Origin of the sequence: Acinetobacter tjernbergiae DSM 14971 = CIP 107465 (assembly GCF_000374425.1) — a bacterium.
Lineage (GTDB): Bacteria > Pseudomonadota > Gammaproteobacteria > Pseudomonadales > Moraxellaceae > Acinetobacter > Acinetobacter tjernbergiae.
In genome coordinates this window covers 13146-39616 of the sequence record NZ_KB894375.1, presented here as the reverse complement: position 1 = coordinate 39616, position 26471 = coordinate 13146, and the positions used below count along the sequence as shown (strand labels likewise).

At 38.2% G+C, this 26471-nt stretch carries 25 protein-coding genes; 11 read left to right on the top strand and 14 right to left on the bottom strand.

Features of this window, described 5'->3' with window-relative positions; translation table 11 throughout:
• Nucleotides 1–51: 51 nt before the first annotated feature.
• Complete coding sequence (locus C502_RS0115330) at nt 52–834, bottom strand: crotonase/enoyl-CoA hydratase family protein (protein WP_018679676.1); 783 nt, start codon at nt 832–834, stop codon at nt 52–54.
• Between the two features lie 276 nt (nt 835–1110).
• Here C502_RS0115330 and C502_RS0115325 point away from each other — a divergent pair, with 276 nt between their 5' ends.
• From C502_RS0115325 to C502_RS0115305, 5 genes are all read left to right on the top strand, one after another.
• A complete protein-coding gene (locus C502_RS0115325) occupies nt 1111–1833 on the top strand; it encodes a DUF1963 domain-containing protein (protein ID WP_018679675.1) in 723 nt (240 codons plus the stop codon).
• Between the two features lie 102 nt (nt 1834–1935).
• Nucleotides 1936–3186, top strand: a complete 1251-nt coding sequence (locus C502_RS0115320) for an exonuclease SbcCD subunit D (RefSeq protein ID WP_018679674.1) — start codon at nt 1936–1938, stop codon at nt 3184–3186.
• A gap of 9 nt (nt 3187–3195) precedes the next feature.
• Nucleotides 3196–6786: an AAA family ATPase gene (locus C502_RS0115315; protein WP_018679673.1), complete on the top strand. Its 3591-nt coding sequence runs from the start codon at nt 3196–3198 to the stop codon at nt 6784–6786.
• 59 nt (nt 6787–6845) lie between these two features.
• Nucleotides 6846–7091, top strand: a complete 246-nt coding sequence (locus tag C502_RS0115310) for a hypothetical protein (RefSeq protein ID WP_018679672.1) — start codon at nt 6846–6848, stop codon at nt 7089–7091.
• 238 nt (nt 7092–7329) lie between these two features.
• A complete protein-coding gene (locus tag C502_RS0115305; protein WP_018679671.1) occupies nt 7330–7902 on the top strand; it encodes a hypothetical protein in 573 nt (190 codons plus the stop codon).
• A 25-nt stretch (nt 7903–7927) separates the two neighbouring features.
• On the opposite strand, the gene C502_RS0115300 is transcribed toward C502_RS0115305, so the two are convergent.
• Entirely contained in the window at nt 7928–8650 is a 723-nt protein-coding gene (locus C502_RS0115300) for a putative periplasmic lipoprotein (protein ID WP_018679670.1), read from the bottom strand.
• 186 nt (nt 8651–8836) lie between these two features.
• The gene (locus C502_RS0115295; protein WP_018679669.1) at nt 8837–9526 is read right to left on the bottom strand and encodes a YggS family pyridoxal phosphate-dependent enzyme; all 690 of its coding nucleotides are present in this window, start codon (nt 9524–9526) and stop codon (nt 8837–8839) included.
• 124 nt (nt 9527–9650) lie between these two features.
• Here C502_RS0115295 and C502_RS0115290 point away from each other — a divergent pair, with 124 nt between their 5' ends.
• Both C502_RS0115290 and C502_RS0115285 read left to right on the top strand, forming a co-directional pair.
• Nucleotides 9651–10688, top strand: a complete 1038-nt coding sequence (locus tag C502_RS0115290) for a type IV pilus twitching motility protein PilT (RefSeq protein WP_018679668.1) — start codon at nt 9651–9653, stop codon at nt 10686–10688.
• Between the two features lie 24 nt (nt 10689–10712).
• Nucleotides 10713–11831, top strand: a complete 1119-nt coding sequence (locus tag C502_RS0115285; protein WP_018679667.1) for a PilT/PilU family type 4a pilus ATPase — start codon at nt 10713–10715, stop codon at nt 11829–11831.
• A gap of 96 nt (nt 11832–11927) precedes the next feature.
• On the opposite strand, the gene fur is transcribed toward C502_RS0115285, so the two are convergent.
• A complete protein-coding gene (fur, locus tag C502_RS0115280) occupies nt 11928–12365 on the bottom strand; it encodes a ferric iron uptake transcriptional regulator (protein WP_004663428.1) in 438 nt (145 codons plus the stop codon).
• A 111-nt stretch (nt 12366–12476) separates the two neighbouring features.
• On the opposite strand from fur, the gene C502_RS0115275 reads away from it, so the two are divergent.
• Nucleotides 12477–12875 carry an outer membrane protein assembly factor BamE gene (locus C502_RS0115275; RefSeq protein WP_018679666.1) on the top strand — a complete coding sequence of 133 codons (399 nt, stop codon included), beginning with the start codon at nt 12477–12479 and terminating at the stop codon, nt 12873–12875.
• A gap of 53 nt (nt 12876–12928) precedes the next feature.
• On the opposite strand, the gene C502_RS0115270 is transcribed toward C502_RS0115275, so the two are convergent.
• The 10 genes from C502_RS0115270 to C502_RS0115225 form a co-directional block, all read right to left on the bottom strand.
• Nucleotides 12929–13252 carry an RnfH family protein gene (locus C502_RS0115270; protein WP_018679665.1) on the bottom strand — a complete coding sequence of 108 codons (324 nt, stop codon included), beginning with the start codon at nt 13250–13252 and terminating at the stop codon, nt 12929–12931.
• A complete protein-coding gene (locus tag C502_RS0115265; protein ID WP_018679664.1) occupies nt 13252–14334 on the bottom strand; it encodes a membrane protein in 1083 nt (360 codons plus the stop codon). The genes C502_RS0115270 and C502_RS0115265 overlap by 1 nt, the downstream gene beginning before the upstream one ends.
• 245 nt (nt 14335–14579) lie before the next feature.
• Nucleotides 14580–15035 carry a bacteriohemerythrin gene (locus tag C502_RS0115260; protein ID WP_026315818.1) on the bottom strand — a complete coding sequence of 152 codons (456 nt, stop codon included), beginning with the start codon at nt 15033–15035 and terminating at the stop codon, nt 14580–14582.
• A 276-nt stretch (nt 15036–15311) separates the two neighbouring features.
• Nucleotides 15312–16160 carry a class II glutamine amidotransferase gene (locus tag C502_RS0115255; RefSeq protein ID WP_026315817.1) on the bottom strand — a complete coding sequence of 283 codons (849 nt, stop codon included), beginning with the start codon at nt 16158–16160 and terminating at the stop codon, nt 15312–15314.
• Nucleotides 16161–16257: 97 nt separating this feature from the next.
• The gene (locus tag C502_RS0115250) at nt 16258–17034 is read right to left on the bottom strand and encodes a GNAT family N-acetyltransferase (protein ID WP_018679661.1); all 777 of its coding nucleotides are present in this window, start codon (nt 17032–17034) and stop codon (nt 16258–16260) included.
• 275 nt (nt 17035–17309) lie between these two features.
• Nucleotides 17310–18209 (bottom strand): acetylglutamate kinase, encoded by a 900-nt coding sequence (gene argB / locus C502_RS0115245; RefSeq protein ID WP_005056478.1) that lies wholly within the window; start codon nt 18207–18209, stop codon nt 17310–17312.
• Nucleotides 18210–18222: 13 nt separating this feature from the next.
• On the bottom strand, nt 18223–19644 hold the full coding sequence (locus C502_RS0115240; RefSeq protein ID WP_018679660.1) for a phosphomannomutase/phosphoglucomutase: 1422 nt from the start codon (nt 19642–19644) through the stop codon (nt 18223–18225).
• Nucleotides 19645–19840: 196 nt separating this feature from the next.
• On the bottom strand, nt 19841–20293 hold the full coding sequence (dut, locus tag C502_RS0115235; RefSeq protein ID WP_018679659.1) for a dUTP diphosphatase: 453 nt from the start codon (nt 20291–20293) through the stop codon (nt 19841–19843).
• Nucleotides 20294–20316: 23 nt separating this feature from the next.
• Nucleotides 20317–22356: a UvrD-helicase domain-containing protein gene (locus tag C502_RS0115230; RefSeq protein ID WP_018679658.1), complete on the bottom strand. Its 2040-nt coding sequence runs from the start codon at nt 22354–22356 to the stop codon at nt 20317–20319.
• A 182-nt stretch (nt 22357–22538) separates the two neighbouring features.
• Nucleotides 22539–23192, bottom strand: coding sequence for an OmpA family protein (locus tag C502_RS0115225; RefSeq protein ID WP_018679657.1), 654 nt, complete (start codon nt 23190–23192; stop codon nt 22539–22541).
• A 391-nt stretch (nt 23193–23583) separates the two neighbouring features.
• On the opposite strand from C502_RS0115225, the gene C502_RS0115220 reads away from it, so the two are divergent.
• The 3 genes from C502_RS0115220 (at nt 23584) to minC (ending at nt 26437) form a co-directional block, all read left to right on the top strand.
• Nucleotides 23584–24501, top strand: coding sequence for an acyltransferase (locus tag C502_RS0115220; protein WP_018679656.1), 918 nt, complete (start codon nt 23584–23586; stop codon nt 24499–24501).
• A 24-nt stretch (nt 24502–24525) separates the two neighbouring features.
• The gene (locus C502_RS0115215; protein ID WP_018679655.1) at nt 24526–25584 is read left to right on the top strand and encodes a hypothetical protein; all 1059 of its coding nucleotides are present in this window, start codon (nt 24526–24528) and stop codon (nt 25582–25584) included.
• Nucleotides 25585–25702: 118 nt separating this feature from the next.
• Entirely contained in the window at nt 25703–26437 is a 735-nt protein-coding gene (minC, locus tag C502_RS0115210; RefSeq protein WP_018679654.1) for a septum site-determining protein MinC, read from the top strand.
• Nucleotides 26438–26471 lie beyond the last annotated feature (34 nt).

Genomic DNA, 26471 nt, shown 5'->3' with positions numbered 1-26471 from the left:
CTAAATCAACTTATCGTATTTTTACTTGATGATTAAAATAGAATTTTGGACTTATTTACCCTTAAACTGTGGCAGACGTCTTTCAAGCATGGCTCTAACCCCTTCTTGAGCATCTTCAGATTCAAATAAAGGTTTGAGATAATTATCCATTTTTTCAAAAGCAACCGTCTGTCCTAAAATCACGCCATCTGTTGCAGAAGCCAACAATGCTTGCACTGCAAGTGGCGCAGCAATACAAATTTCTTGGGCAATCTCGATAGCCCGATTAAGCTCTGTGCCCTTAGCAACAACCTCAGAAAGCAAATTCAGTTCATTGGCTTTCTGAGTATCAAAAGTTTTCCCTGTCAATAAATACGGCATGGCTTTTTGCCAACCTGCAGCCTGCACAAAACGTACGGTTGCGCCACCAAAAGGCATAATTCCACGTAGCACTTCAAGCTGACCAAAAATCGTGTCTTCGCTAGCGACAACGACATCTGCATTCAACATTAACTCTACCCCAGCGGTATAACAGATTCCTTGTACAGCTACGACCACAGGTTTAGTTCGATGCCGACCACCGACACCCCAAGGGTTAATTTGACCTTCTTCGAAACTAAAAATTCCTTGAGGGATTTTGGGTTGTAATTCAACAAGGTCTAAACCCGCCGTGAAATGATCACCATGTGCAAAAATGACAGCACAGCGTAATTCAGGATTATTTTCATATTCAGTTAAAGCTAAAGACAAATCCGCAATCATATGGCTATCAAAGGCATTTCGTTTTGCCACTCGGTCTAAGCCAATCAACATAATATGATCCTTGATTTCGCGGCTGACTTTTCCTAAGCTCATTTTCTATTTCCTCATTTTATAATGATGTCTTTGATACCAAACTAGTTGATCGTTTAAGAATGATCAAGGCACATCTTGTAGGTATTTTCTCACCATAAAAACTACTTCTTGGTTGAGAGTTCGATAAAGGTTTATTATCCTAGAATCATTGATTTTTATTAATACTAGATAATAATCTTCTACACTCAGGTGTTTTCGAACAACTAAAATCTTTACCAATGATTTATGCTTACTTCAATTTTCATTCACTCTACAACTCAATCCTAAGAAAAATTTATGATCAAAACTAAGCAAATATTTGAAATCATAAGATTCACAGCAGACAACCAACAATATTATCCAGCATCACTCGGCAGTCCAAGTTGGATGAGGGAAAATAATGTCGCCCATACCGAAATGAATATCTTATTAGGGCAATCCCGATATGGCGGAGCAATTGTTGATTTACCAAATGGATCTGAATATCCAGAAGACTTATGTTTTGCAGCACAACTCGATTTAACTCAATTTTCCCCATTTGACAAATCAGGGCTTTTACCTAAAACAGGACAACTTATTTTCTTTGCAGATATTATGAATGACAAAGGTAAAGTCATTTACACAGATACACCAAATGAAAAATTAGTCAGAGTTATAAAAGAGCATGAAGATAATTTTTTCTCAGGTGTTCTAATTCAGGATATTTTCGCTGATACAGAAACATTTGATGAACGTTTCCGAGAACCAGAAGATGAATATGAACAAGAAGAAATGAATGAAAATGGTCAAGTTTGGGACAGTTTTATAGGTTGTAACACATCTAAAATCTTTGGTATTTATACCAATTGTCAGTCTGGACAAGAAGAAGTTGAACACATTACATTTTCGGATCGAACCATTTTGCTACAAATTGGAGAAAATGGATTTAATGATGAAGGTGTTTTTACTGTTCTCATATCCAAAGAAGATTTAAAGAATTTAAACTTCGAAAATTGCGAATTTATCTGGGCACAAAGCTAAAATCATTATCAAACAACAAAAGTTAAATTGCCTTATCCACTCAAATTTTATCCTTAATTTATGCTACCTTATCCCTATTCAAAAATAGGGATTTTCTATTTCATGACCGTGCGTTTTTTTCATACGTCTGACTGGCATTTGGGGCAGTTTTTTTATAATCATTCCCGCCACTACGAACATGAACAATTCTTGGCATGGTTACTTGAGCAGATCAAAGCCAAACAGCCGCATGCATTATTAATTGCGGGTGATATCTTTGATGTGATCAACCCGAGCTCACAGGCACAAAAACAACTGTATCAATTCCTTGCCGATGCACATGAGCTTGCCCCACACATGCAAACTTTAATGATTGCAGGCAATCATGACTCAGGTTATCGCATTGAACAAGTTGAGCCATTATTAGAAAAATACAATGCCAAAACGGTCGGTGTGATTCGCTGGAATCAAGATAAAAGCCTCGATTTAGAACGTTTAATTTTGCCGATTTATGATCAACAAAAGCAGATCGTGGCGTGGTGTATTGCCCTGCCATTCCTACGTTCAGCTGAAATCACAGGCTTTAATGAGCACACCACCAACAGCCAAAATGCGATTGCGTACCTACATCAACAACTGATTGCTGAAGCGAAACGCCGTAAAACTGATGATCAAGCCTTAATTCTAATGTCACATGCGCATATGCAAGGCGGGGAAACCTCCGACTCAGAACGACCGATTATTATTGGTAATGAAGAAGCCCTATCTACGGCTCTGTTCGATGACAGCATTGATTATGTAGCACTTGGACATCTGCATAAACCACAAAAAGTACAACATCCTCATATTCGTTATAGCGGCTCCCCCATTCCACTGTCATTTAGCGAGATCAACTATAAACATCAAGTGGTTGAAGTTACGATTGATCCTAAAAAAAGTGAAGTCCCATTTAGCTTTGAAGCTTTAGCGATACCTCGAAGTATTCAACTGCATAAAATTAAGGGTGAATTGACTGAAGTGATGCAGCATCTTAAAAGTCTCCCCAATCAACCCATAGACAATATCGACCACCGTGAATATGTAGATATTGAATATCATACGGCGATACCGCCACAACCCAATCTACGACAACAATTTGAGGATGCGCTACCTAAAGATCGTTATCGTTTAGTCCGTATTTCCAGACAATATCTCTCCAATGAAAGCAATGCAGAGAGCAAGCAAAGTATTAGCTTAGAACCACCGACACCTGAAAAATTATTCCAACAAATTTGGGAGAAAAAAGGCTATCACGCCGATGATGAAGTGACCAAAGACTTTTTAAGTCTCGTTGCTGAAGCACAGAAAAAACTTGAAGATGATCAAACTGTTTAAGGACCTGCCATGAAAATTTTATCGATTCGGCTGAAAAATTTGGCATCTCTTGCAGGTGAACATTTTATCGACTTTGAAAGTGAACCTTTGGCCAGTGCTGGGCTGATTGCCATTGTCGGGAAAACTGGCGCGGGTAAATCCACCATTTTAGATGCCATGTGTCTGGCGTTATTTAATAAAATTCCCCGTCTGAAAGAAAGTGACGGCAAGCTGTTAGATGTCGATGGCTCTGAACTGCTGACCAACTCCCCTTTAACGGTTCTACGTCGTGGCACAGGACATGGTTTTGCCGAACTGTGTTTTGTGGCACAAGATCAGAAACACTACCTCGCACGCTGGGAAATTAAACGTGCCCGTGAAAATGCCAGTGGCAAACTGCAAAGTGTACAACGCTCACTCAAATGCCTGACTGACGGTGTAGTGATTGCTGATAAAACCAAAGCGGTTGAAGTACATATTCAACAGATTACTCAACTGAGTTTTGAGCAATTCACCCGTGCGGTACTGTTGGCGCAGTCCGAAGTCACCGCATTTTTAAAAGCACGCGATAATGAGCGTGGTGAATTACTCGAATATCTGACCAACTCCAGTATTTTTGCCAAAATTGGACAACTGGCTTTTGAAAAGACCCGTGAAATTAGCAACCAACGCAAACAACTGGAAAATGTTTTAGGTCATATTGAAATTCGCTCAGATGAAGAAGTTGCTGAATTACAGACTCAATTTCAGCAGATACAACAACAGGTTCAACAGTTGGAAGCCGACAAAGTTCAGCTCAATCAACAGCAACAATGGTTTGAACAGCGACAGAAACTTCAAACTGAAATCACACTGAAACAACAACAACATGACGTTCAAATTCAAGCACATGAAGCGTTAGCAGCAGATCGCAGTCGACTCAGCCAACTCGAAACCTTCTCAGGCATTCGTCCTGTTGTGTTCCAACAGCAACAACTGGAAAAAGCACTGCAACAGCTTGAACCGCAGATTCAACACAAGCAGCAGCAATTTACCGCTGTAAGCACCCAATTTGAGCAAGAAAAAATAGCTTATACACAGGCTGAAACGGCCTTACAACAATTTCAGAGTTTTGAAAAAAACCATCAACATGAACTCACTCAAGTGCGTAAATATGTACAGGAACGTGAATACATTGCCGATGAATATAAAAAAACCAAAGTCCGCCTAAACCAAAACGAAGCGCAACAACAACCATTACTTGAGCAACAGCAGCAGTTTGAACAAAGTCGCCACAGTCTATCCATACAACAACAAAGCTGCTCTGAACAACTGCAACAGAGCGCGCAATTCTCCACTTTAGATAAAGGCTTGAATGCACACCTTCAACAACTGCAGCAATTTATTCAGCAATACCAAAAAGTCGAACAGAATTTAGGTTCGATTCAACAGGCTCAGCCCAAGCTTGAACAAGATCAGATCGTGTTGAATGAGCTCATTCAAAAATTTGGTACACCACAACAGATTGAAAGCCAGCTTGAACAGAAACAAAAACTCAGAGAACAGCAACAAGCCCGACTGAATCAACTGGATCTGATTCAGCAAAAGTTACAGCATTATTTTGAGCTTAAAAAAGAACGTGATGAGCTAGGCGATAAGCTCAGTAGCACACAGCAACAACATCAGCAGCTTGAACAGCAATTGCAAACTAGCCAAGGCGCATTCCAATCTGCCAAAAATGAACGGGAAAAGTTGCAGCTAATGTTGCAACAACAACGTTTATTACATGCTGAAAATATTGAACATCTGCGTGCAGAACTCAAACACGGCGAAGCCTGTCTGGTCTGTGGCAGCACCGAACACCCCTATCGTGATGATGCCAGTCAGCTCTCCAAAGCCTTGTATGAGCTGCAACAACAGCAAGAGCAACAGGCGATTCAACAGGAACAACAATACTTTCAGCATTGGCAACACACACAACAGCAATTTACCCAGATTCGTACCGAACTGATGCAATTGCAATCTGCCATGCAACAAGCGGATGACAAATTCAAACTACAACATCAAGAATTAGTCAAACATGCAGCACAGTTCGAGATCCAGTTAGATTTAACTCAAGCGCATGCGGAAACGACTAGAGCCCAACAGCAATGCATCAATGAGGCAACCCAATTCAAACAACAGATTGAAATTGAGTTACAGCAACTGCAACAGGCCAATAAAGACCACTATCACCTGACCCAAACGATTCAACATATCCACTATCAACTCGAAAGCGTACAGCAGTCACAGCAACAGATTCAGCATGTTGTAGATTGTCTGACGACTGATGAACAAAACTTATGGCAACAGCAAACGCTAAGCTCTGCTCAACAGCTAGCACAACGTTTACAGCAACGTGTCCAGCACCTTGAACAAGCTGAAACACTCAGCAAACAACAGCAGCAGCTTGAACAGCAACTGAATCTATTAAAGTCCAATTTAACCAGCTTAATCACTCAACATACCGAGTTTAGCCAGCAACTGAAAGATGTCGAGATTAAAGGTAAACAAAATACAGAGTCAGCGCATCAACTGATTGTGGCAATGACAGGTTTAACCGAACTCAAAGCCAATGAATGGTTAAACCAAAACGATCAACAGCGTCAGCAACTCCAAAATCAATATCAGCAGATCAAGCAGCATTTTGAACAGGCTCGTCAAAGCTTTGAACAGCAAAAAAATGAAGTAGAAAAGCTTCAAGCACAGCAACAACGACAACAAACTGAATTCGACCAATATAAAAATGACATTCAGACTTGGTTGGTACAACATCCTGAGTTTGTAGGAAGCCAATTATCTGAATTACTTGCAATTCGTTCAGAGCAAGAACAGCAAATTCGAATCTTCTTACAAAATGCTGATCGTCTACTGAATGAAGCAACTGCGGTACTCAAAACACTGCAAGAGCAATTACAGATACATCAACAACAGCAACCTCAAATTAATCAAGCACAACTGATTGAACAAATCCAGTTAAATCAAACTCAACTAGAACAACTCACTGGACAACGAGATCAATATAAAGTTCAAATCGAATTGCATCAGCAAAACTTAGCGAAACAAAAACAATTTGCAGATCAAATCCAACAGATTCAGCAGCAGGAACACCGCTGGAATAAAATTTCCAGTTTGATTGGTGATTCTAAAGGTAAAGATTTCCGTGATTTAGCTCAGCAATATAATCTAGATATTCTGCTTGAATATGCCAACCAACAACTCAGCATGTTGTCACAGCGTTATACTTTAAAACGTTTGGATAACTCACTTAGTTTGGCGATTATCGACCACGATATGGATGGTGAAACCCGTTCAGTAGCTTCACTGTCTGGTGGTGAGTCCTTCCTGACTGCCCTTGCAATTTCTTTGGCAATTGCCAATATGGCCTCGGGTTCCATGAAAATTGAATCGCTATTTATTGATGAAGGTTTTGGGACGCTGGATGCTTCTTCGTTGCATATGGTGATGAATGCTCTGGATCAATTACAAAGCCAAGGGCGTAAAGTGGTATTGATCTCGCATATTCAGGAAATGCATGAACGTATTCCTGTACAAATTCAAGTACAACCACTTGGATCAGGTTCAAGTCGGATTGAAGTGTAGGATAAATATAATCATGATTATGGAAATAAAAAATGGAATAAAATGATCTATTTCAACTCATGCCAATATTTAAGCGTATTTCTGACCAACAACTTGCAGAATACATTTGTTTATATAGCTTAGAGACAAAACAATACGCTGTCTTATGCACTAATTTTTATAGCCTAACTTCCTCAAATGAGGATCATGCTTATTTTAAAAAACTAACTGTTGAGTTGTTACTTGAAGAGTCACCTCTGTCTCGTTGTAAATGGTTTTCTTCAATTCAAAAAGCGATTGAGCAACATGATTTAGATTTCAGCTAATTATTTTTAATCAAATAAAAAAATCAGTTTCTCTTCACATATTCATAAATATACTAACCGATTCAGCTAAAAGTTATTATTTCTCCTCATAAACTCAACCAATAGCATTAGCACTGAATTACTTTAATTATTATTTTTAAAAACGACATCTCATGTCGTATTTACTTAGAAAGAGATTGTTATTTCTCATAATTTTGACTATTTTATCAAAAAACATCAATTCAATATGAGAATTTTTATGGCTGCAATTAAGCTGAGTGATGAGGAAGCTAGCAATTTTTTTACAGAACAAGTTGGCAAAAATCACCCTTTCACGATTCTTCATCCAGAAATATTAAAAGAACAAATTTATCAAGCTGCCTTATATTCCAAGCAAAATCAAGGTGCTCATATCCCTGTGATTGTGCGTTTTCGGATTGAATTTTCTTATTTTCAGCCTCGTTTAAAACGATATTTTAATATTCATTTATATATACGAGCCACGATAGATTATTATTGGAATAAAAAAAATAAAGGAGATGAAATCAGCCGGACTTATTTTACGACTGATTTTTATCTAAGGACCTATGACTTTTTTGATATCCAAACCGAAAAAAAATATCATTTCTGTCTTAAAAATCCATTTGAAGTTCCAAATTTTTCCGCTATGCCTACAATTTATCGTCAAGTGGATTCTTTGATTTATTTTTTAAAATATCAATTACCAGACATTAATGAAAATTTGATTCATTTTATTGACGGTGACAAATTCAAAACCACACTATTTCTAGATTTTGAGCGCACAATTAATCAGCAGATTAATACCTTGTAAAAAACAAGGTATTATTTAAATTAAATTATTCTTTGTCCGCAGGAAAGGCTTTAGGTGGCGGTGCATATTGAGATGAATCTTTTATGTCATCTTTTGAATCAGGAGATTCAAGTTGATAAATTGCTGTTCCAATAATGCCTGTATTTTGAATTGTACCATGATCCGAATTTGCAGCATAAGCATCTTCAGGCTGACTAAAAGTAAAAGATGCCACTGCGGAGTCGCTCTTACGGAAACCTTCTATCTGAATTGCGCTGTGCGGATGTAATACATAACCAGCGTTATTTTGTGAAGCCGTACTACCATTGAGTACATCGATACCATCTACACTTGCAACCACTTCGAAAGTATTATCTGTGTTGTTCTCATATTTTAATTGATAGCTTTGTCCGTCTTGACCTGAAAGATAATAGCTCTGACCATCTCGAAATAAAGGGAGTACATGATCGGCATCATCAACAATAGAGAAACTAATCTTCCCTGCTGCCAAAGAAATACTATTCACTGTTTTACCTTGGTATTGCTTATTAGCATAATGGACTTGTGATTCAGCAATCGCTTGGTCAGATAAACGAGCTAAATTCACCTCAGTCACATGTGACGTAACTTCATCTCCCAATTTTGTACCCAATTTTTCATCTGCTGTGACTTGAGCATTCTGCTCAGTAACGATTTCACTTTCTTTTTTACTGCATGCAGCTAAAAATAGACATAAAATAAAAGAGATTAAAAAATAGAATTTCTTCATTTTCAAACTAACCCTACATTCAGTTTTTATCGTTGTGAGTAAATAATTTTTAATAGGTTATACAAATACGATATAAACGATCAAAAAATTATTCTAAATTAAGCTGTTTTTTTCAGCAGTACATAAATTTTATATAATGGTAATTACTTCTCTATTTCGTGAAATAGAGAAGCTTCCACCTTGTTATTAAATATTTGAATAATCTCTCGCACCAAACAATGCCGTCCCTACCCTCACCATGGTTGAGCCTGCCGCAATCGCTGTCTCCAAATCAGCCGACATGCCCATGCTTAAAGTATCCCAGTCTTGCGGCTGTGCATGCTGAGATTTTACTTGCTCAAATAAGGTTTTTGCATCTGCAAAAGCTGCCTTATTCTCAGGAGCAGGAATAACCATCAATCCACGTAAACGGACATTCGGAAGCTGACTCATTTGCTGAACTAGTTCAATGACCTCTGCTGGCTGGCAACCATCTTTAGAATCTTGCCCATCAATATTCACTTGAATGCAAATATTTAAAGGCTGCTGACTCGATAAACGCTGACTCGACAAACGCTCTGCAATCATCAAACGATCAACACCATGCACCCAAGCAAACTTTTCAGCTAAATGCTTAGTTTTATTTCGTTGTACATGACCAATAAAATGCCATTCGATATCCAAATCTTGTAATTCATCAATTTTAGTTAATGCTTCTTGCAAATAGTTTTCACCAAAACAACGCTGCCCAACTGCATACATTTCTCGTAAAGCTTGACTTGGGTGTGTCTTTGATACTGCTAACAATTGTACAGAAGTCGGCTCACGTTGAACGCGCAAACACGCTTGTTCTATCTGAGTTAAAACATGTTGGCGGGATTGTTCAGATTCATTCATTGACACAGTTCTCACTTACAAAATCTTTTTTTCTTTCACATTCTATAATATGTTGGTAACACAGAGTGAAAGCCGTATATTATTCTATAAAAGAATGAGACATTTTGATTGTTTCGGGGAAATCATGGATATTACAGAATTACTAGCATTTGCAGTAAAAAACGGTGCTTCAGACTTACATCTTTCATCAGGTATGCCACCAATGATTCGTGTAGATGGTGAAGTCCGTCGTATTAATTTACCAGCACTAGAACATAAAGATGTACACCGTTTGGTATACGACATCATGAATGATAAACAACGTCGTGATTTTGAAGAAGACCTAGAAACGGACTTTTCATTTGAAGTACCCAATATTGCCCGTTTCCGTGTAAACGCATTCAACCAAAACCGTGGTGCAGGTGCAGTATTCCGTACCATTCCATCTAAAGTTTTAAGTATGGAAGACCTTGGTTTAGGTGCAATTTTTAAAGAAATCTGTGATTATCCACGTGGTATTGTATTGGTCACAGGACCTACGGGTTCTGGTAAATCAACCACACTTGCAGCGATGATCGATTACATTAATGAAAACCGTTATGACCATATTTTAACGGTTGAAGATCCAATCGAATTTGTACATCAATCGAAAAAATGTTTGATTAACCAACGTGAAGTGCATCGTGATACCCATGGCTTTAATGCCGCACTTCGTTCTGCACTTCGTGAAGACCCTGACATTATTCTTGTCGGTGAGATGCGTGACTTAGAAACCATTCGACTTGCATTAACTGCAGCTGAAACAGGTCACTTGGTTTTTGGTACACTGCATACGACCTCTGCTGCGAAAACCATTGACCGTGTTATCGACGTATTCCCTGCCGAAGAAAAAGACATGGTTCGTGCCATGCTTTCTGAATCATTACAGGCTGTTATTTCTCAGACCCTATTAAAGAAAAATGGGGGTGGTCGTGTTGCAGCGCATGAAATCATGATCGGAATTCCTGCCATTCGTAACCTTGTTCGTGAAAATAAAGTTGCTCAAATGTATTCTGCCATCCAAACGGGTGCAAACTACGGTATGACCACACTCGATCAAAGTCTTAAAACTTTGGTTTCGAAAGGTATTATTAGTCCTCAAAGTGCCCGTACTGCGGCAAAACAACCTGAATCATTCCTATAATAATAAAAGGATTAGAGAAATATCATGGACTTTAATGATTTACTGAATCTCATGATTCAACAAAATGCATCTGATTTATTTGTCACTGCAGATGTTGAACCGTCAATGAAGATCAATGGACAGATTGTACCTGTTGCAAAAACTAAGTTGTCTGGTGATGTTGTTGGTCAATTACTTAACTCAATCATGACTGATAAACAGCGTAAAGAATTTGCAGAAACACGAGAGTGTAACTTTGCAATCGTCAATCGTGAAAAGACCTCACGTTTCCGTGTAAGTGCTTTCCAACAACGTGATATGCCTGGCATGGTTTTACGTCGTATTGAAACAGTAATTCCAACTATGGATGATCTAAAACTCCCTACAGTTTTAAAAGAACTTGCCATGACCAAACGTGGCATCATTATTTTTGTGGGGGCGACAGGTACAGGTAAATCAACTTCTTTAGCATCAATGATTGGTTTTCGTAATCATAATTCTAAAGGACATATCATTACGATTGAGGACCCAATTGAATTTGTACATCAACATGCGGGTTGTATCGTCACTCAGCGTGAAGTCGGGATTGATACAGATTCATTTGAAGTCGCGTTAAAAAATACACTTCGTCAAGCACCCGATGTGATCTTAATTGGCGAGATTCGTTCACGTGAGACTATGGATTATGCGATTGCTTTTGCTGAAACGGGTCACTTAGTACTGGCAACGCTGCATGCAAACAATGCTAACCAAGCACTTGATCGTATTATTCATTTCTTTGAAGCAGACCGTCACAGCCAATTGTATATGGACTTATCCCTCAATCTAAAAGCAATGGTTGCACAACAGCTTATTCCTACTCCAGATGGAAATTCACGCCGTGCGGCAATTGAAATTTTGATCAACACACCATTATTGGCTGACTATATTCGTAAAGGTGAAGTTCACGAAATTAAAGATTTGATGAAACGCTCTCGTGAATTAGGTATGCAGACTTTTGACCAAGCATTATTTGATCTGTATAAAGCGGGTGAAATCACTTATAAAGATGCACTAAAACATGCTGACTCACCAAATGACTTACGCCTCACAATTAAACTTTCTGAAGAAGGTGCAGATCAGTTATTGAATGCGAGCAGAAACATTACCTTTGATGGTCAATAATCCATCTTAAGATTATAAAAAAAGGAAGGTTTTTGTAACCTTCCTTTTTTTATTTGTTCACTTTTAGTGAACTATTAATTTTTAAATCAATAAGACTTATTTTTTACGATAAGCATCTTGGCATTCAGAATCACTACAATAACCATATAAGTTTAAAGAGTGTCCAGTTAAAGCAAAGTTGTGCTGATCTGCAACAGCATGCTGCTCTTTCTCAATAATATCATTCGTAAATTCAACGACTTTGTTACAGTTTAGGCAAACTAAATGATCATGATGATCTTCTTGCATGATTTCAAAAACTGAATGATTATTTTCGAAATGGTGACGCTGAATAATACCCGCAGCTTCGAATTGTGTTAACACACGGTAAACCGTTGCTAAACCAACATCTTCACCTTGCTCAAGCAAAGTTTTATAAATATCTTCAGCACTTAAATGATGTTGCTTTGAATTTTCTAACAATTCCAAAATCTTAATACGAGGAAGGGTGACTTTAAGTCCAGCTTTGCGTAAGTCTTGATTGGAAATAGGCATGTAAAAAGGTCTCTCAACAAATCTTAAGTTGGAATAGGCAATAGAGTTTAGATGCAGTATGATCTATCCTTGAATCAAATGCATCATCATTTATCAGGATAGTGTAGCAAAATGCAAAAAATCATGCTGGCGTTATTCGTCACTTCAGTACTTAGCGGTTGTTCAGTCTTTGGTGTTTATAAAGTTGATATTCCACAAGGAACACCATTAACCAAAGCCCAAGCATCTCAAGTACAAGTCGGCATGAGCTTTCAGCAAGTTCGTTTCCTACTGGGCAGCCCAACTGTTACAGACCCATTGAATCCTTTACGCTGGGACTATATCTACAACTATACGCCTGGTACTTATGCGAAAAAAGCAAAAATACCAGCAGCCCGTGGTCAACATTTAAAAATTTATTTTGATGCAAATGGCAACGTTGAACGTTTAGAAGGTCTAGATACAATCCCTGAATCACAACCTGGTTTACCTGCATCAAAAGAAGCGATTTTGACTGCGCCACCACTATAATTGCTTTCTAAAGAAAAGAAACCCCTCATCGAGTCATTCGTGAGGGGTTTTATTTATGGAGCTGATGATCTAAAACGATTACCTTTAATAAAACGCCCAACAGGGTTCTGTGCAGCTCGCTTACGTCGAATATCCTTTGGATTAATGGTCAAAGCACGATAGATTTCAACCCGATCACCCACTTGCAAAACAGTATCCGCTTCAATTTTGCTACCAAACACCCCAAGATTCAGAACTTCTGGCAGTGTGACCTGTTCTGCGATACCACTTGCATCAATCGCTTGCTGCGCATTCATCCCTTCATTAAAGGTGACAGCAATATGGAATTGCTGTTTAGGTGTTGTAAAAGCAACCCAAACTTGTTTTGCATGTTCCATTACAACACTTGCCCAATAACCGCGACAATCGCAATCAGAATTGAAAGCGGTAAAACTAAACGTACCGCAATACGCCAAACGTTATAAAATAGTTCATTACTAAAGCCCATGGCTTTACGAAGATGACTGATCTTCATAATCCAACCTGCAAATACGGCATAAATCAAACAAATCGCCAATCCCCATAGCATCAATAGCGTATTAAAAATTTGCTCAACTTGTGGTACAGCCCAAACTGCAATTGCAGCAAGAACAATAACCCATTGAATCACGATTGCAAGTTGACGCTGTGCTAACTGTTCTTTTGCACATTGAATAAGCAAAGCAGTAGATATCGTTGCAGCAAAGCCCCAGACCAAAGCAGGAAGTTGTGCTTGAACAGAGAAGAAACCAAAAGCAATAACCGCAAGCAATTGTGCAATCCAAATAGGAAGTGCTGACGTTGTTGCTGATTGTTGTTTGCTTAAAGTCGATAGGCTGCTCTGCCAATATAGTCCTAGCCCTAAACCACTTGCGACTAGAGTAAGAACAGTGGCATTGCCCCACTCTTTAAACTCAATCCCCGTCCAATGCCAAGCGGCTAAATGAGTTCCCATTACATTGGCAAGAATACAAGCGGCAATAACACCAACTGTTGTCAAACCAATCAAAAATTGACGAGGGATAAAAGACAATCCCAATGCAATAACGGCAAAAATCGCAAAAATAATTTGAGTCGGAAGATTTAATCCAAGCTGCTGACTCACAACATGAGCCGATGTATTTACAATACTACCCGCAAAGAAAGGAACAAAAACAACGGCTAACCACCCGACTACGCGCCATCTTGGTGAAGCATCTGCATCACGTGTTAAGGTAGAAAGCGCTTGTAGCGCGGTTGTCTGTGAACGTTTTGCCAAAGCAATTTCAAGATAACCAATCGGTAATGCTAATAAAAGCATGCTTCCCAACCACAAAAGCCAAAAATCAAATTGACGATCAATTTGGATACCCACAGTTGGTGCTAATGTGCTAATCATGACAAAAGATAAGCAAAACGCCATCACTGGTGTAAGCCAGCGTGACAGAGTTATGTCCTGCATACTGCATTCCTTAAAAAGCTTTGAACTCATTGTGCTTTATGGAGCTTACAATGAAATATTCAATCTATTTTGCCTTTGTCACGTCTGAAAATCAAAACAAAAGATGCCCAAAGAAAAAGGCAAATCACCATAAAGATGACTTGCCGCGCCTAGTTATTATTATATAAATCTGACCTCTTATTTTTTACTCATCTTCACCTTATTATTTTTCTACCATAAGAGGTCTTATTGTTATTATTTTATTGTCAAGCAAAGAACCGTGAAAACCAATTCTTGCCTTTTTTCTTTTCATTTTCTTTAATAATGCCAACCATATTTTCTCTAACAGCACCTACATAATCAGCATCATCATGCCGAATATGATTGATTAACCATTTTGAAAGTGCTTCATGCAATTCTTTATCAATTTCATGCCCTAATTCAAAACGTTCACGATAAGTCTCTATCTTTTTGATAAATAAATCATGCACACGTTTATGTGGCACACGATATTTATAATTTGCTTCTTCTTGCAAGCTTTCTTCAAAGGTAAAATGTGACTGTGTATAATCAATAATATTGTCTAATACACTCTTCATTTTGACACGATCATGGGAATATTTTAAATCAGCGATTTCATTAATATAATCCAGAATACGTCGATGTTGATCATCGATAACTTCTATTCCTGTATTATATTCGGCAGACCATTTCATACCTATCTCTATCCCTAAAACCAATGTGATTTATTGAATAAGGACATAATATCGGCTAAACAATTAAATAAAAACACAGCATTTTTGTCAGATTTCAAATATTTTCAATAAAATAAATTAACCTATTGTTTTATATTTATTTAAATATTTTAACCGATTAAAACACTCAAGTATTTTTTAACCAATTCGAGAAAAATAATTATAATTTCATTAAAATATAAATAGTTAAGAATAGATACTATAAATAAATGATATAGCATCTATTAATTTTTATTATACTGATTAATATTGATCCGCTCTCGTCACGCGTTTTAGGTTTGGATTTTCTGCTTCTCGAATGAGACGTTCAACTCGAGTGAGTGCATGCTTAATGGGTTGACCATGCTGAAATAAAATCATTTCACCAGCTTGATAGGCAGTCCATGACTCATTATGTGTTAAAGGTTCAGTCGTGATGACTGCAACCCGATCTTGTGGTGTGGTCACTTCACTAAAATCAACTTTTACATCTAAATCAATTAAATGTGCAGGTTGAAATGGATATTCTCGTACTAACCAATGTAGTTTGGTCGTTGCATAGCTGAATAATGCTTGCCCATTAGACAAGCAAAAATTAAACGTACCATGCTCAGCAATTTCAGGCGAAATCCGCTCTAAAAGAGAAAAAACTTTTTCTATACATGGCTCTGTATATCCAAATGCTTCAACCATCTGATCTAACAAATAGCAAAAAGCACGTTCACTATCGGTATTACCAACAGGTTCAAAACGTCCACTCAAACGAGGATTGAAATCGTGTAGATCACCATTGTGTGCGAAAATCCAATGTCTGCCCCACAACTCACGTAAAAAAGGATGTGAGTTTTCTAGGGTAATTTTACCCTGAGTTGCTTTTCGGATATGTGCAATCACATTACGCGATTTGATTGGATAATTACGCACTAAGTCCGCAATCGGAGATTCAACTGCCGATTGATTGTCAACAAACAAACGACATGCTTTGTCTTCAAAAAATGCTATACCAAAACCATCACAATGATCAGACGTGACCCCTGCTCGTTGGGAAAATCCACGAAAGGAAAAGGTAATATCCGTCGGAGTCGCGCAATTCATTCCTAATAGCTGGCACATATCTTCTAACTATCTAACATCTGTGCCTATTGTGCATGAGGTACAGACATCTTGTAAATCTCAATATGTGCTCAGTATTAGATTAACAATGATATAACTAACGTTGCACCATTTTATTCATCACAAAAGAAGTTGCGATCTTGTTAATTTCTAAGAACACAAAATAGTCTAAACATTTAAAATCTTCATCATAAAATGCTTGTTTTGAAAGCTTGGATTGCATGCCAAGATAGGTATCGAAAAGCTTTGGCATACGTTCATCTTGCGGAAAACTATATTCAGGGCGTTCTGGTTCAAATGCACGGTTTGAACGGATATCAATAATCTGATGATCAGCCAATTGTTGAATTTGACGATGGGTGTAATAAGCTCGCGCCAAGTTATCTTCAAGATGAATACTCACGCATCCCATCACATACTTCGCACGCATAGACCACAGTACCTTTGGCACCAAATTCAACCACAGCATTGATAATGCTTTTCCAGAACGGAATTGCGGATGTACACACGTCCGCCCTATTTCCAAGATACTTGGCAAATGTGAAAAGTTTGGAACAACATCAAACTCTTTAGCACTATAACTTTGCCCAATTTCATGACCTTGAAACAATTTAAGACGTGTATAGGCAACAATTTCACCCGTCCATTTTTCACGTAACACCGCATGTTCACAACCAAAATCATAAAGATCTTGATCTAGCCCATCTTCAAAAGAGATACCAAATTGATGAGAGAATTGATTTGCTCTAAAACGTTGTACTTCTTGTAATTCTTTTAGATTATCCACCCACCCAAAACGGAATTGGTTTGGTGACGGCTTTTGACGTAAAGGTGAAGTTAATGTCTGGCGATAATGATTTAATTTTTCTAGCATAATGAAAGCTCCTTATGTCTAGAGTTACCTTAAATCGCTTCAATGACACTTCAATGAATAAAAGATGAACAGATCATGACTTAAATTCAATATCAACATCTATTAACTATCGCGGAGGCGGCATGGATGCCGCCCGTTTGACTGCGGTATCAAGGACGTGCCGTCAGTCAAACAAAGGATTTTTGTTACTTTTCATCCTTGAAAAGTAAAGAAATACCTATACACAAGATATGTGATCTTACACATTCCATGAGGTTGTGCAAACTTTTCAAAAATTAATGCTTTGCTCGATTGGTAATCAATGTACCAACGCCATGATCAGTAAAGATTTCTAATAAAGTTGCATGAGGTACACGACCATCAACAATATGCGCACTAATCACACCGCCTTTGACTGCATCCAATGCACAACCCACTTTAGGAATCATACCGCCATAGATCACACCCGTTTCAATTAAACGATCAACTTCTTGGGTGCTTAATCCAGTCAGTAAGTTTTTGTTTTCGTCTAATACACCCGTGATATTGGTCAATAGAATCAGTTTTTCAGCACCCAATGCTTCTGCAACTTTTCCAGCGACAAGATCAGCATTGATATTATAAGTGTTACCTTCTTCATCCACACCTAATGGCGCAATTACAGGAATAAAATCACCTTGGGTAAACATTTCCAATACATCGGTTTTAACGCCTGTCACTTCACCGACCATGCCCAAATCAATTTGAGAAATGGAGCCATCAGCTTCTTGTTTCTCCATGAGCAATTTACGTGCGCGAAGTAAATTGCCATCTTTACCTGTTAAACCAATCGCACGACCGCCATGTTGGTTAATCAGATTGACAATCGATTTATTAACACTACCACCGAGAACCATTTCAACCACTTCCATCGTGGCTTGATCGGTGACTCGCATCCCATCAATACGATCAGACTCTTGCCCTAAACGTTTAAGCAGTGAATCAACTTGTGGACCACCACCATGCACGACGATTGGATTTAAACCTACTGTTTTTAATAATACGATATCGCGAGCAAACGAGCTTTCTAGCTCTGGATCAGTCATTGCATTGCCACCATATTTTACAACCAACGTTTTACCTGCAAAACGTTGAATATACGGCAAAGCTTCAATCAAAATTTTTGCTTTATCAATGCCGATATGCTCGTGTGGCATGCGCCTCTCCTTATTAAGCCTGTGCGAGTTCTTGTGCAATTTGCGGATATTGACCTTGCATCATAGAAACAAATTCTTGGCGAATTTCACGTAATCGATTTGGATTATCTGCATCAAAACGAACTGTGAAATACTCACCTGTATTAGATGCTCGAATAATGCCAAAACCATCGTCAAAATCAAGCCTTACCCCATCTATTTTACTTAAACGAGCGCCTAAACGGTGACTTAGAATTTCAATATCATTTAAAACTTGGTTTGGATTAGCATCGTGGGTACTGATATATGTGTCTTCGGTACAATAACGCTCAGGATATATCGCCAATAATGAAGACAAGCTTGCCGTATCTGAATGCGTGAAATATTCCATCACACGCAATGCTGCATATAGCCCATCGTCATAACCGAAACCGCGACCATCATTAAAGACATAGTGACCTGCATATTCACCACCAAATACCGCACTGCCTTTGGACTGCGATAAATACGTTCGCAAGAAACTACTTCCTGTACGAATCATTTTAGCTTGTCCATTCAAACGTTGTACGGTATCAGCCACCATTTGAGAACATTTCACATCAAATACAATTTCTTTGCGTGGATGCTGTTGTAAACAGATTTGTGCAAATAAAGACAATAAGCGGTCTGGACTAATAATATGGGCATGCTCATCGACTAACACCAAGCGATCACCATCACCGTCTAAAGCAATCCCTAGATCTGCTTTTTCTAAAAGAATGGCTGCTTGTAAATCTGTTAAATGCTCAGCATGTGAGGGATCTGGGGCATGATCAGGAAAATTCCCATTGGCTTCACAACGTAAAGCGATAACCTGACAACCTAACTTTTCTAAAACCAACTTTGCACAGCGACCTGCTGATCCATGCAAACCATCCAATACAATTTTTAAAGGCCGTGATAATTGAATATCATCTAATAAGGATTGCTGATACTGCAAACAATACAAAGGTACAATTTGATGGAGCACATGATCAGAATCAATCATCTGCTGAACATTTGGCAAAGAAACTTGTGCAAGTTGTCCAACCTGTTGAATCACGTCTGGCGTTGGGGGTTCACCATTTAAAATCCATTTAATACCATTATCCGATTTAGGGTTATGGCTTGCAGTCACCATAATTCCATTTCCACCAGAATCACGAGCAATGTAATACATCATGGGGGATGAGCAACACCCAATATTGATCACAACGAAACCTTGTTGCTCAAAGATTTTTTGAATGATGTTGGCATAAGCAGGGCTAGTTAAACGAGCATCATAACCAATTACAACGCGATCTTGTCCTGCATTTTTATATTGTAGTGCTAAAGCATAAGCAATTGAATAAATCACATCAGGTGTTAAGTTGCTCAGTTTTCCACGGATATCATAAGCGCGAAAAATGTTCAGAGGAAATGTATGTTTTATATCCACAGTAAACCCCTATTTTTATAATCATTAGCTGATTCAAAAAAGAAAACAGAAACTATTAAGAAATTAAATAACCCTTATTCAGAAAAATTAAAGTAATTCATCAGCTGCTTTTTAATACAAATCTAGGGAACAATCAATATGACAAATGCAACGCTTTTCAGTAAAGCATTGCATTTAAAGTGATAATTAACGAAACTTAGTGCTGACCTGTATGTCCAAAGCCACCTGCACCACGTTCAGTTGCGACAAATTCACTCACTTGTTCAAACTCAGCTTGTACCACAGGCACTAAAACATATTGAGCTAAACGCTCACCTGGCTCTAAACGGAAGGTGTTCTGCCCACGATTCCAAACCGAAATCATCAACTCGCCTTGATAGTCAGAATCAATTAAACCCACCAAGTTTCCTAATACGATACCGTGCTTATGACCTAAACCTGAACGCGGTAAAATTAAACCTGCAAAGTTTGGATCTTCGATATAAATTGCTAAGCCAGTTTTCACTAAGACCGTTTCACCTGCTGCAATTTCAATGGCTTCATCTAGACATGCACGTAGATCTAAACCTGCTGAACCTGTAGTCGCATACGAAGGCAGTGCCCACTCTTGACCTAAACGCGCATCTAATACTTTAACTTGGACTTTCATTACAACTTCCTACTGACTATTTCTTAACGTTTCAATAATGCTTTTAAATTTGCAAGATATTGCTGAGCTTGTTCTTTGGGATCAACATTTGGCGCAAGTTTCTTTTTGCGCCCATGCCATTCCAAATCATCTTGTGGCAATTCATCCAAAAAACGGCTTGGTGTCATTTGACGCATTTGACCACCATTCTTACGTTGTTCAGCAAGCGTCAAAGTTAAACCTTGGCGAGCGCGAGTAATACCAACGTACATCAAACGGCGTTCTTCTTCGATGGTTTCAGAAGCAATTGAGTTCTTATGTGGCAATAGCTCTTCTTCTAAGCCAATCATATACACATAAGGAAATTCCAAACCTTTTGCCGCATGTAATGTTAATAAATTGACTTTATCAGTATCTTCTTCTTCCTGCTGTTGCTCCAGCATATCGAGCAATACCAGTTTACGAATCACACTTTCAATATTTTTTTCATCAACATCATCTGTACGATTCAGTAGATTTTGAATGCTGCTATATAAGCTTTCAATACTGTCGAGTTTGGTTTTTTCTTGTGCAGGAGTCGCCGCTTGTTCACGGATATAATCAATATAGCCTGCTTCATTGATCATTTGACGAACTTTAGGTACAGGCTCATCATCATCTAACAATTCACGTGTAAAAGTAGCAATAAAATCAGCAAATTCATGTAATTGTGTCGCTGCTTTTTTGGGTAACACCATCGCTAAACGCTGATCAGAAGCAGCAGTGAGCAACGACAAAGTATTTTCTTGGGAAAATAAACCTAATTTTTCTAAAGTGACAGGTCCAATCGCACGTTTCGGTGTATTAATAATGCGTAAAAAAGCACTATCATCTTCAGGGTTAATGATGAGGCGTAAATAACTCATCACATCTTTAATCTCAGCGCGAGCAAAGAAAGATTGCCCACCTGATAATTTATACGGAATTTGCATTTGACGCAGTTGGGTTTCTAATACCCGCGCTTGGAAATTACCACGATATAAAATGGCATAGTCTTTCCAATTTTTACCATTCATCAACTTATGCGTGATGAGGTCTTTGACAACGCGCTCGGCCTCATCATCATCATTTAGGCACGTGATCACACGAATATTTTCGCCATGCCCTTTGTCACTCCACAATTTCTTATCGAAAATATGTGGATTGTTTTCAATCACAGCATTTGCTGCTTTTAAAATACGGCTCGTTGAACGGTAGTTTTGCTCAAGTTTGATGACTTTTAAATTATGAAAATCTTCTTTGAGCAAAGCCATATTTTCAGGTTTTGCGCCACGCCATGCATAAATCGATTGGTCATCATCACCTACTGCGGTGAACTGCCCCATCACGCCAACAAGAAGTTTTACCAGAGTATATTGTGCCGTGTTGGTATCCTGATACTCATCCACCAATAAGTAGCGCACACGGTTTTGCCATTTATCTCTGACTTCAGCATTTTCTTGAAGTAAGCGAGCTGGCATTACAATCAAATCATCAAAATCAACTGCATTATAGGCACGTAGGTTACGTTCATAAAGTTGATACAAATGCGCCAACTGTACATCATCAACAGTTTCACAAGTTGAATGGGCTTGCTCAGGTAAGACTAGATCATTTTTCCAATCTGAAATTTTCTTCATTGCTTTTGCGATGAGTTCTTTACTCTCTGCACCCGACAAATTGTCACGTTGCATTAAGTCCATCAGAATTCGTTTGCAGTCATCCGCATCTAAAATCGAGAAGTTGGCTTTAAGTGGTAGGTTTTTTAATTCTAAACGTAATAAATTCAAGCCAAAAGTATGGAAAGTCGAAACTGAGAGTCCTTTGGCTTCTTCACGAGACAATAATTTACCTACACGTTCTTTCATCTCACGCGCAGCTTTATTGGTAAAGGTCATTGCAGTAATACGATGTGCAGGAATACCACATTGCTGTACAAGGAAAGCAACTTTTCGAGTAATTACGGAGGTTTTACCTGAACCTGCACCTGCAAGCACCAACAATGGCCCTTGAACATATTTCATAGCTTCAAGTTGCTTGTCATTGAGTTGACTGGCAGATGACATCTCGGAATACCTCTCTCGTTTTCGAGCATGATTATAGACATCTCTGTTTTAGAATCCCAATAGTAAATCTTGGGATATGTATAAATTATGATGCCTTATCTCAATAACGCGCCATAAGTTGTCGCTATATTTTTAAAGTGATAAAAAAACCACCCGAAGGTGGTTTTAGAACTCAGTAAAAATTACTGTTTCGCATAAATGCTAATTTCTACACGGCGGTTTTGCTCACGTCCAGCAGCGGTGCTATTGCTTGCAATAGGGTTTGCAGAACCAAGACCTTGTGCATCAATACGACCACCTGAAACACCTTGGCTAGACAAATAGTTTTTCACTGACTGTGCGCGTGCTTGAGATAATGGGAGGTTGATAGAATCATTCCCTGTATTATCAGTATAACCTGTTACCAAAATCGCGCTCTTATTGTCTTCAGCCAAAACTTGTGCAACTTTGTTTAAAGTGCCATAGAAGTTAGGTTTAATATTTGATTTATTGGTATCAAATGTAATGCTACCCGGCATGATTAATTGAACAGAACCATCTGGATTACGACCTACATCAACACCTGTACCCGCCATTTGTTCACGTAATTTTTTCTCTTTGTTATCGAGATATAAACCACCTGCACCACCTAAAATTGCACCAATAGCAGCAGCACGGTTGTTTTGAGATGATGAGTTAGCATTACCTCTAGATACACCATAACCCGCAGCAGCACCAATTAAAGCACCTAAAGCAGCTTTATCATATTCAACGCCGCCAATATTATTACCCGTAGTTTGGCAACCTGAAAGTACCAAACCAGCCCCGACCAGTGTTGAAATTACTAATGCACGCATTGCGTAGCTCCTGTCTATGTATTTTGTTGTCTGAACAAATAATGAATGAGAAAATCAAGCTAGACCATTGATATTTTGTTAATAATAAACAGTTTATTTGTAGTTTTGTAATATTTTGATGCACTTTTCTTGAATACATCCTCACATTTTCTTCAATATTTTATATTTCGTAGAATACCAATAAGATGAGATAAAATCACATGAACAAAAATTACGCCAACGTATGCTATCTTTGATTTGAAAAATTCGGCTTAATTTAGAATTTGTATCTAAAAGTGCTGAAAATATATAAAAAATGTGAACATCACTAAATATACAGTTGTATTTAAATATCTGTTGTTTATAGTTGAAAGACCTCTTTTTTCAAAAATCTGCACTCAAGGTTTGATTTATGTCTACCACAAATAAAAAAGCATCCTTACTGCAAAAGCTTGGTAAAGGACTTACGGTTGGTTCAGTGATTACTGGAAACACTTTTTTTCATGGGCCCCCTATCCTGACATTAGGTATCACCAAGCTATTCAAAAATCTAAAAAAAATAGATGAAACCAATATTCAATTGGCCAATAGTTGGATTGGTATTAACAACCAGTTGATTGAAAAAGTTCTTCCCAATCTAAAATGGGATATAAGCATTGATAAAGCACTTGACCTCAATTTAGACGGTCGTTATATGATGATTTGTAATCATCAAAGTTGGGTGGACACAACTGTCAATCAATATTTTGGATTGACTCGTATGCCGCTCACTCGTTTCTTTACCAAATGGGAACTCATCTTTATTCCTTTTGTTGGACAAGCATTTAAGATTTTGGGCTTCCCAATGATGAAACGCCATAGCAAAGCACAAGTGGCAAAAAATCCTGAGCTGAAACACCGTGATATGCTAGAAGCACGTAAAGCCTGTGAACAATTATTAAGTCAGCCTTTTACCTTACTTAATTATCTCGAAGGAACACGTTTTACTACCGAAAAACATGCTGAGCAGCAATCGCCTTATCAGAATCTACTCAAACCAAAAGCCGGTGGTTTAGCATTGGCTTTAAATATTTTAGGCGATAAAATCGATGCCTTAGTCGATATGACCATTGTTTATCCAGACGGTGCGCCAGATTATGGTGATTTTTGGTTAGGTGATGTCTCACGTATTGCTGTAGATTTGCGTAAGATTGATATTCCAGATTGGTTGCTTCATGGCAATTATGAAGATGATCCGATTTACCGCGAGCGTTTTCAGCAATGGGTCGATCAAATCTGGACAGAAAAAGACCAATTGATTTCACAAATGAAATCTAAATATTATCAATAGTCTCATTAGGAATTGACTCGCCACATGACTCAGCAGGACTCAAAACAAAACTCTAAATATAGCCTTGTAAATCCAAACAGTAAGTTTTTTAAACTGTTTCTTGTTTATGACATTTTCATGGTGTTTATTATTGTTTTTAATTTGTTCTGCTTAGGCATGAACTTTTTTTTAATGAGTAATATTGGCGAATGGTTTTTTAATACAATTCATTTACCCAATGTGCTTGAGTTTTATCGTAGTTACTTACACCCTTGGGTGATTACGACAGAAGCATGGTTTATTATTTTTTTAATCACTGAGCTTGTCGTCCGCTGGACAATTGCAATTGTAAATAAACACCACACTCGTTGGTGGTTTTTCCCATTTATTCATTGGTATGAAATCTTAGCCATTATTCCCCATCTACGTTTTCTTCGTTTATTCCGCGCAGGCATTATTGCATATCGCCTGCATGAACTTGGTTACAAGGTTGTACCTGACAACGTTCGTATTAAAGCAGCGTTTTACTACAGTGTTATCATGGAAGAACTCTCTGATCGCGTTGTCATTTCGGTCATAGATGGCGTTCGACAAGAACTTGAAACCAGTTCAAGTCATAAAAAAATTATTCATGATCTCGTTGACCATCATCGTCAGTTGTTTACCGTAGCGCTATCTTCTTTACTACAAGAATCATTAGCAAAAACGTTGCAAGAACAACAACCTATGATTACTAAAAAAGTTGGCATTATTGTCAATCAAGCCATTGAAGATACGCCTGAACTAACCCAGTTATTACGTTTAATTCCTCTTGTTGGTGGAAGAATTGAACAACAAATTCAAACTATTGGGCAACGCCTAGGTGAAAATATTAGTATCGGTTTAATTGAACCTTTTACAGCGGGCTCTGCGCACAACCCAAATGAAAATTATCAATTGATTGCAGAAAAAGTCAGTGAGCTAAATATTGATAATCAATACTTAGAAGAATTGGTTGAATCAGTTGTATTTGAGAGCCTTGCAGCCATACGAAAACAAGTAAAAATCAAACAATGGCAGCAAACCTTGCATGAATATGATCAATTGGATAAAAAAGCAGAATGATTACAAGAAAATTTACCAATCTAGCTAGAGAATTCCTGTAATTTGTTCTAGCATCTGCGTTTATTTACAACATGCTTTAACACAATAGAGTGCTTCAAAAAGCCCTTAAGGATAAATTATGGCTGATATACGGATTACGGGCAGAATGGTAAATTTTAGTCGACTCACGTTCGACACAAATGACCATAATGCAATCCGCCAGCAACTTTCAAGCACACTCAATGAAGGTTCTTATCTTGGAACTCTAGTCATTATTGATAGTACTGTTGAACAAGAGCTGATTGCATTAATTCAGCTCCTCATCGATCTGGGTTTACAACCAATGGCGGTGATTGATGGTCTCTTGGGTGATGAGGCTCGTGCCATTCAATTCCCTGTCCTACCTGCTGACCAACCTTTGCAACGTATCAAAGCATCGAAAGAACAGATCGTTGATCATACCCCTGAAAAGACGACTGCTGAAAAAGTACCAGAAAATCCAGAAATACAAACACCGCAAAAACAAACATCAACCACACATATCACCTCTTATCATGATGAGATTTTGCGTACTGGGCAATGTTTGGTACAAGATCAAGGTGATATTATCCTCAATGCAGGTATGAACAGTGGTTCTGAAGTCATTGCATCTGGAAATATTCACATTTATGGCAATGCTCGTGGTAGAGTCATTGCAGGTGCAGGCGGACATACTTCAGCTCGAGTTTTTTGTCATTCATTAGAAGCTGAATTGATCTCTATTGCAGGGACGTATTGTGTCGCAGATGATATTCCCAAGGATATGATCAAAAAACCCGTACATATTTATTTAAATAACAAGCAAGAGCTTGAATTTGAAGCCTTACAGTTTTAATTTAACTTATTAAACACCAAAAAAGCCCTTTTAG

Excerpts from the sequence above, each read along its gene's own strand:
- C502_RS0115330 (WP_018679676.1), bottom strand. The coding sequence starts at position 834 with ATGAGCTTAGGAAAAGTCAGCCGCGAAATCAAGGATCATATTATGTTG.
- C502_RS0115325 (WP_018679675.1), top strand. The coding sequence starts at position 1,111 with ATGATCAAAACTAAGCAAATATTTGAAATCATAAGATTCACAGCAGAC.
- C502_RS0115320 (WP_018679674.1), top strand. The coding sequence starts at position 1,936 with ATGACCGTGCGTTTTTTTCATACGTCTGACTGGCATTTGGGGCAGTTT.
- C502_RS0115315 (WP_018679673.1), top strand. The coding sequence starts at position 3,196 with ATGAAAATTTTATCGATTCGGCTGAAAAATTTGGCATCTCTTGCAGGT.
- C502_RS0115310 (WP_018679672.1), top strand. The coding sequence starts at position 6,846 with ATGCCAATATTTAAGCGTATTTCTGACCAACAACTTGCAGAATACATT.
- C502_RS0115305 (WP_018679671.1), top strand. The coding sequence starts at position 7,330 with ATGGCTGCAATTAAGCTGAGTGATGAGGAAGCTAGCAATTTTTTTACA.
- C502_RS0115300 (WP_018679670.1), bottom strand. The coding sequence starts at position 8,650 with ATGAAGAAATTCTATTTTTTAATCTCTTTTATTTTATGTCTATTTTTA.
- C502_RS0115295 (WP_018679669.1), bottom strand. The coding sequence starts at position 9,526 with ATGAATGAATCTGAACAATCCCGCCAACATGTTTTAACTCAGATAGAA.
- C502_RS0115290 (WP_018679668.1), top strand. The coding sequence starts at position 9,651 with ATGGATATTACAGAATTACTAGCATTTGCAGTAAAAAACGGTGCTTCA.
- C502_RS0115285 (WP_018679667.1), top strand. The coding sequence starts at position 10,713 with ATGGACTTTAATGATTTACTGAATCTCATGATTCAACAAAATGCATCT.
- fur (WP_004663428.1), bottom strand. The coding sequence starts at position 12,365 with ATGCCTATTTCCAATCAAGACTTACGCAAAGCTGGACTTAAAGTCACC.
- C502_RS0115275 (WP_018679666.1), top strand. The coding sequence starts at position 12,477 with ATGCAAAAAATCATGCTGGCGTTATTCGTCACTTCAGTACTTAGCGGT.
- C502_RS0115270 (WP_018679665.1), bottom strand. The coding sequence starts at position 13,252 with ATGGAACATGCAAAACAAGTTTGGGTTGCTTTTACAACACCTAAACAG.
- C502_RS0115265 (WP_018679664.1), bottom strand. The coding sequence starts at position 14,334 with ATGCAGGACATAACTCTGTCACGCTGGCTTACACCAGTGATGGCGTTT.
- C502_RS0115255 (WP_026315817.1), bottom strand. The coding sequence starts at position 16,160 with ATGTGCCAGCTATTAGGAATGAATTGCGCGACTCCGACGGATATTACC.
- C502_RS0115250 (WP_018679661.1), bottom strand. The coding sequence starts at position 17,034 with ATGCTAGAAAAATTAAATCATTATCGCCAGACATTAACTTCACCTTTA.
- argB (WP_005056478.1), bottom strand. The coding sequence starts at position 18,209 with ATGCCACACGAGCATATCGGCATTGATAAAGCAAAAATTTTGATTGAA.
- dut (WP_018679659.1), bottom strand. The coding sequence starts at position 20,293 with ATGAAAGTCCAAGTTAAAGTATTAGATGCGCGTTTAGGTCAAGAGTGG.
- C502_RS0115230 (WP_018679658.1), bottom strand. The coding sequence starts at position 22,356 with ATGTCATCTGCCAGTCAACTCAATGACAAGCAACTTGAAGCTATGAAA.
- C502_RS0115225 (WP_018679657.1), bottom strand. The coding sequence starts at position 23,192 with ATGCGTGCATTAGTAATTTCAACACTGGTCGGGGCTGGTTTGGTACTT.
- C502_RS0115220 (WP_018679656.1), top strand. The coding sequence starts at position 23,584 with ATGTCTACCACAAATAAAAAAGCATCCTTACTGCAAAAGCTTGGTAAA.
- C502_RS0115215 (WP_018679655.1), top strand. The coding sequence starts at position 24,526 with ATGACTCAGCAGGACTCAAAACAAAACTCTAAATATAGCCTTGTAAAT.
- minC (WP_018679654.1), top strand. The coding sequence starts at position 25,703 with ATGGCTGATATACGGATTACGGGCAGAATGGTAAATTTTAGTCGACTC.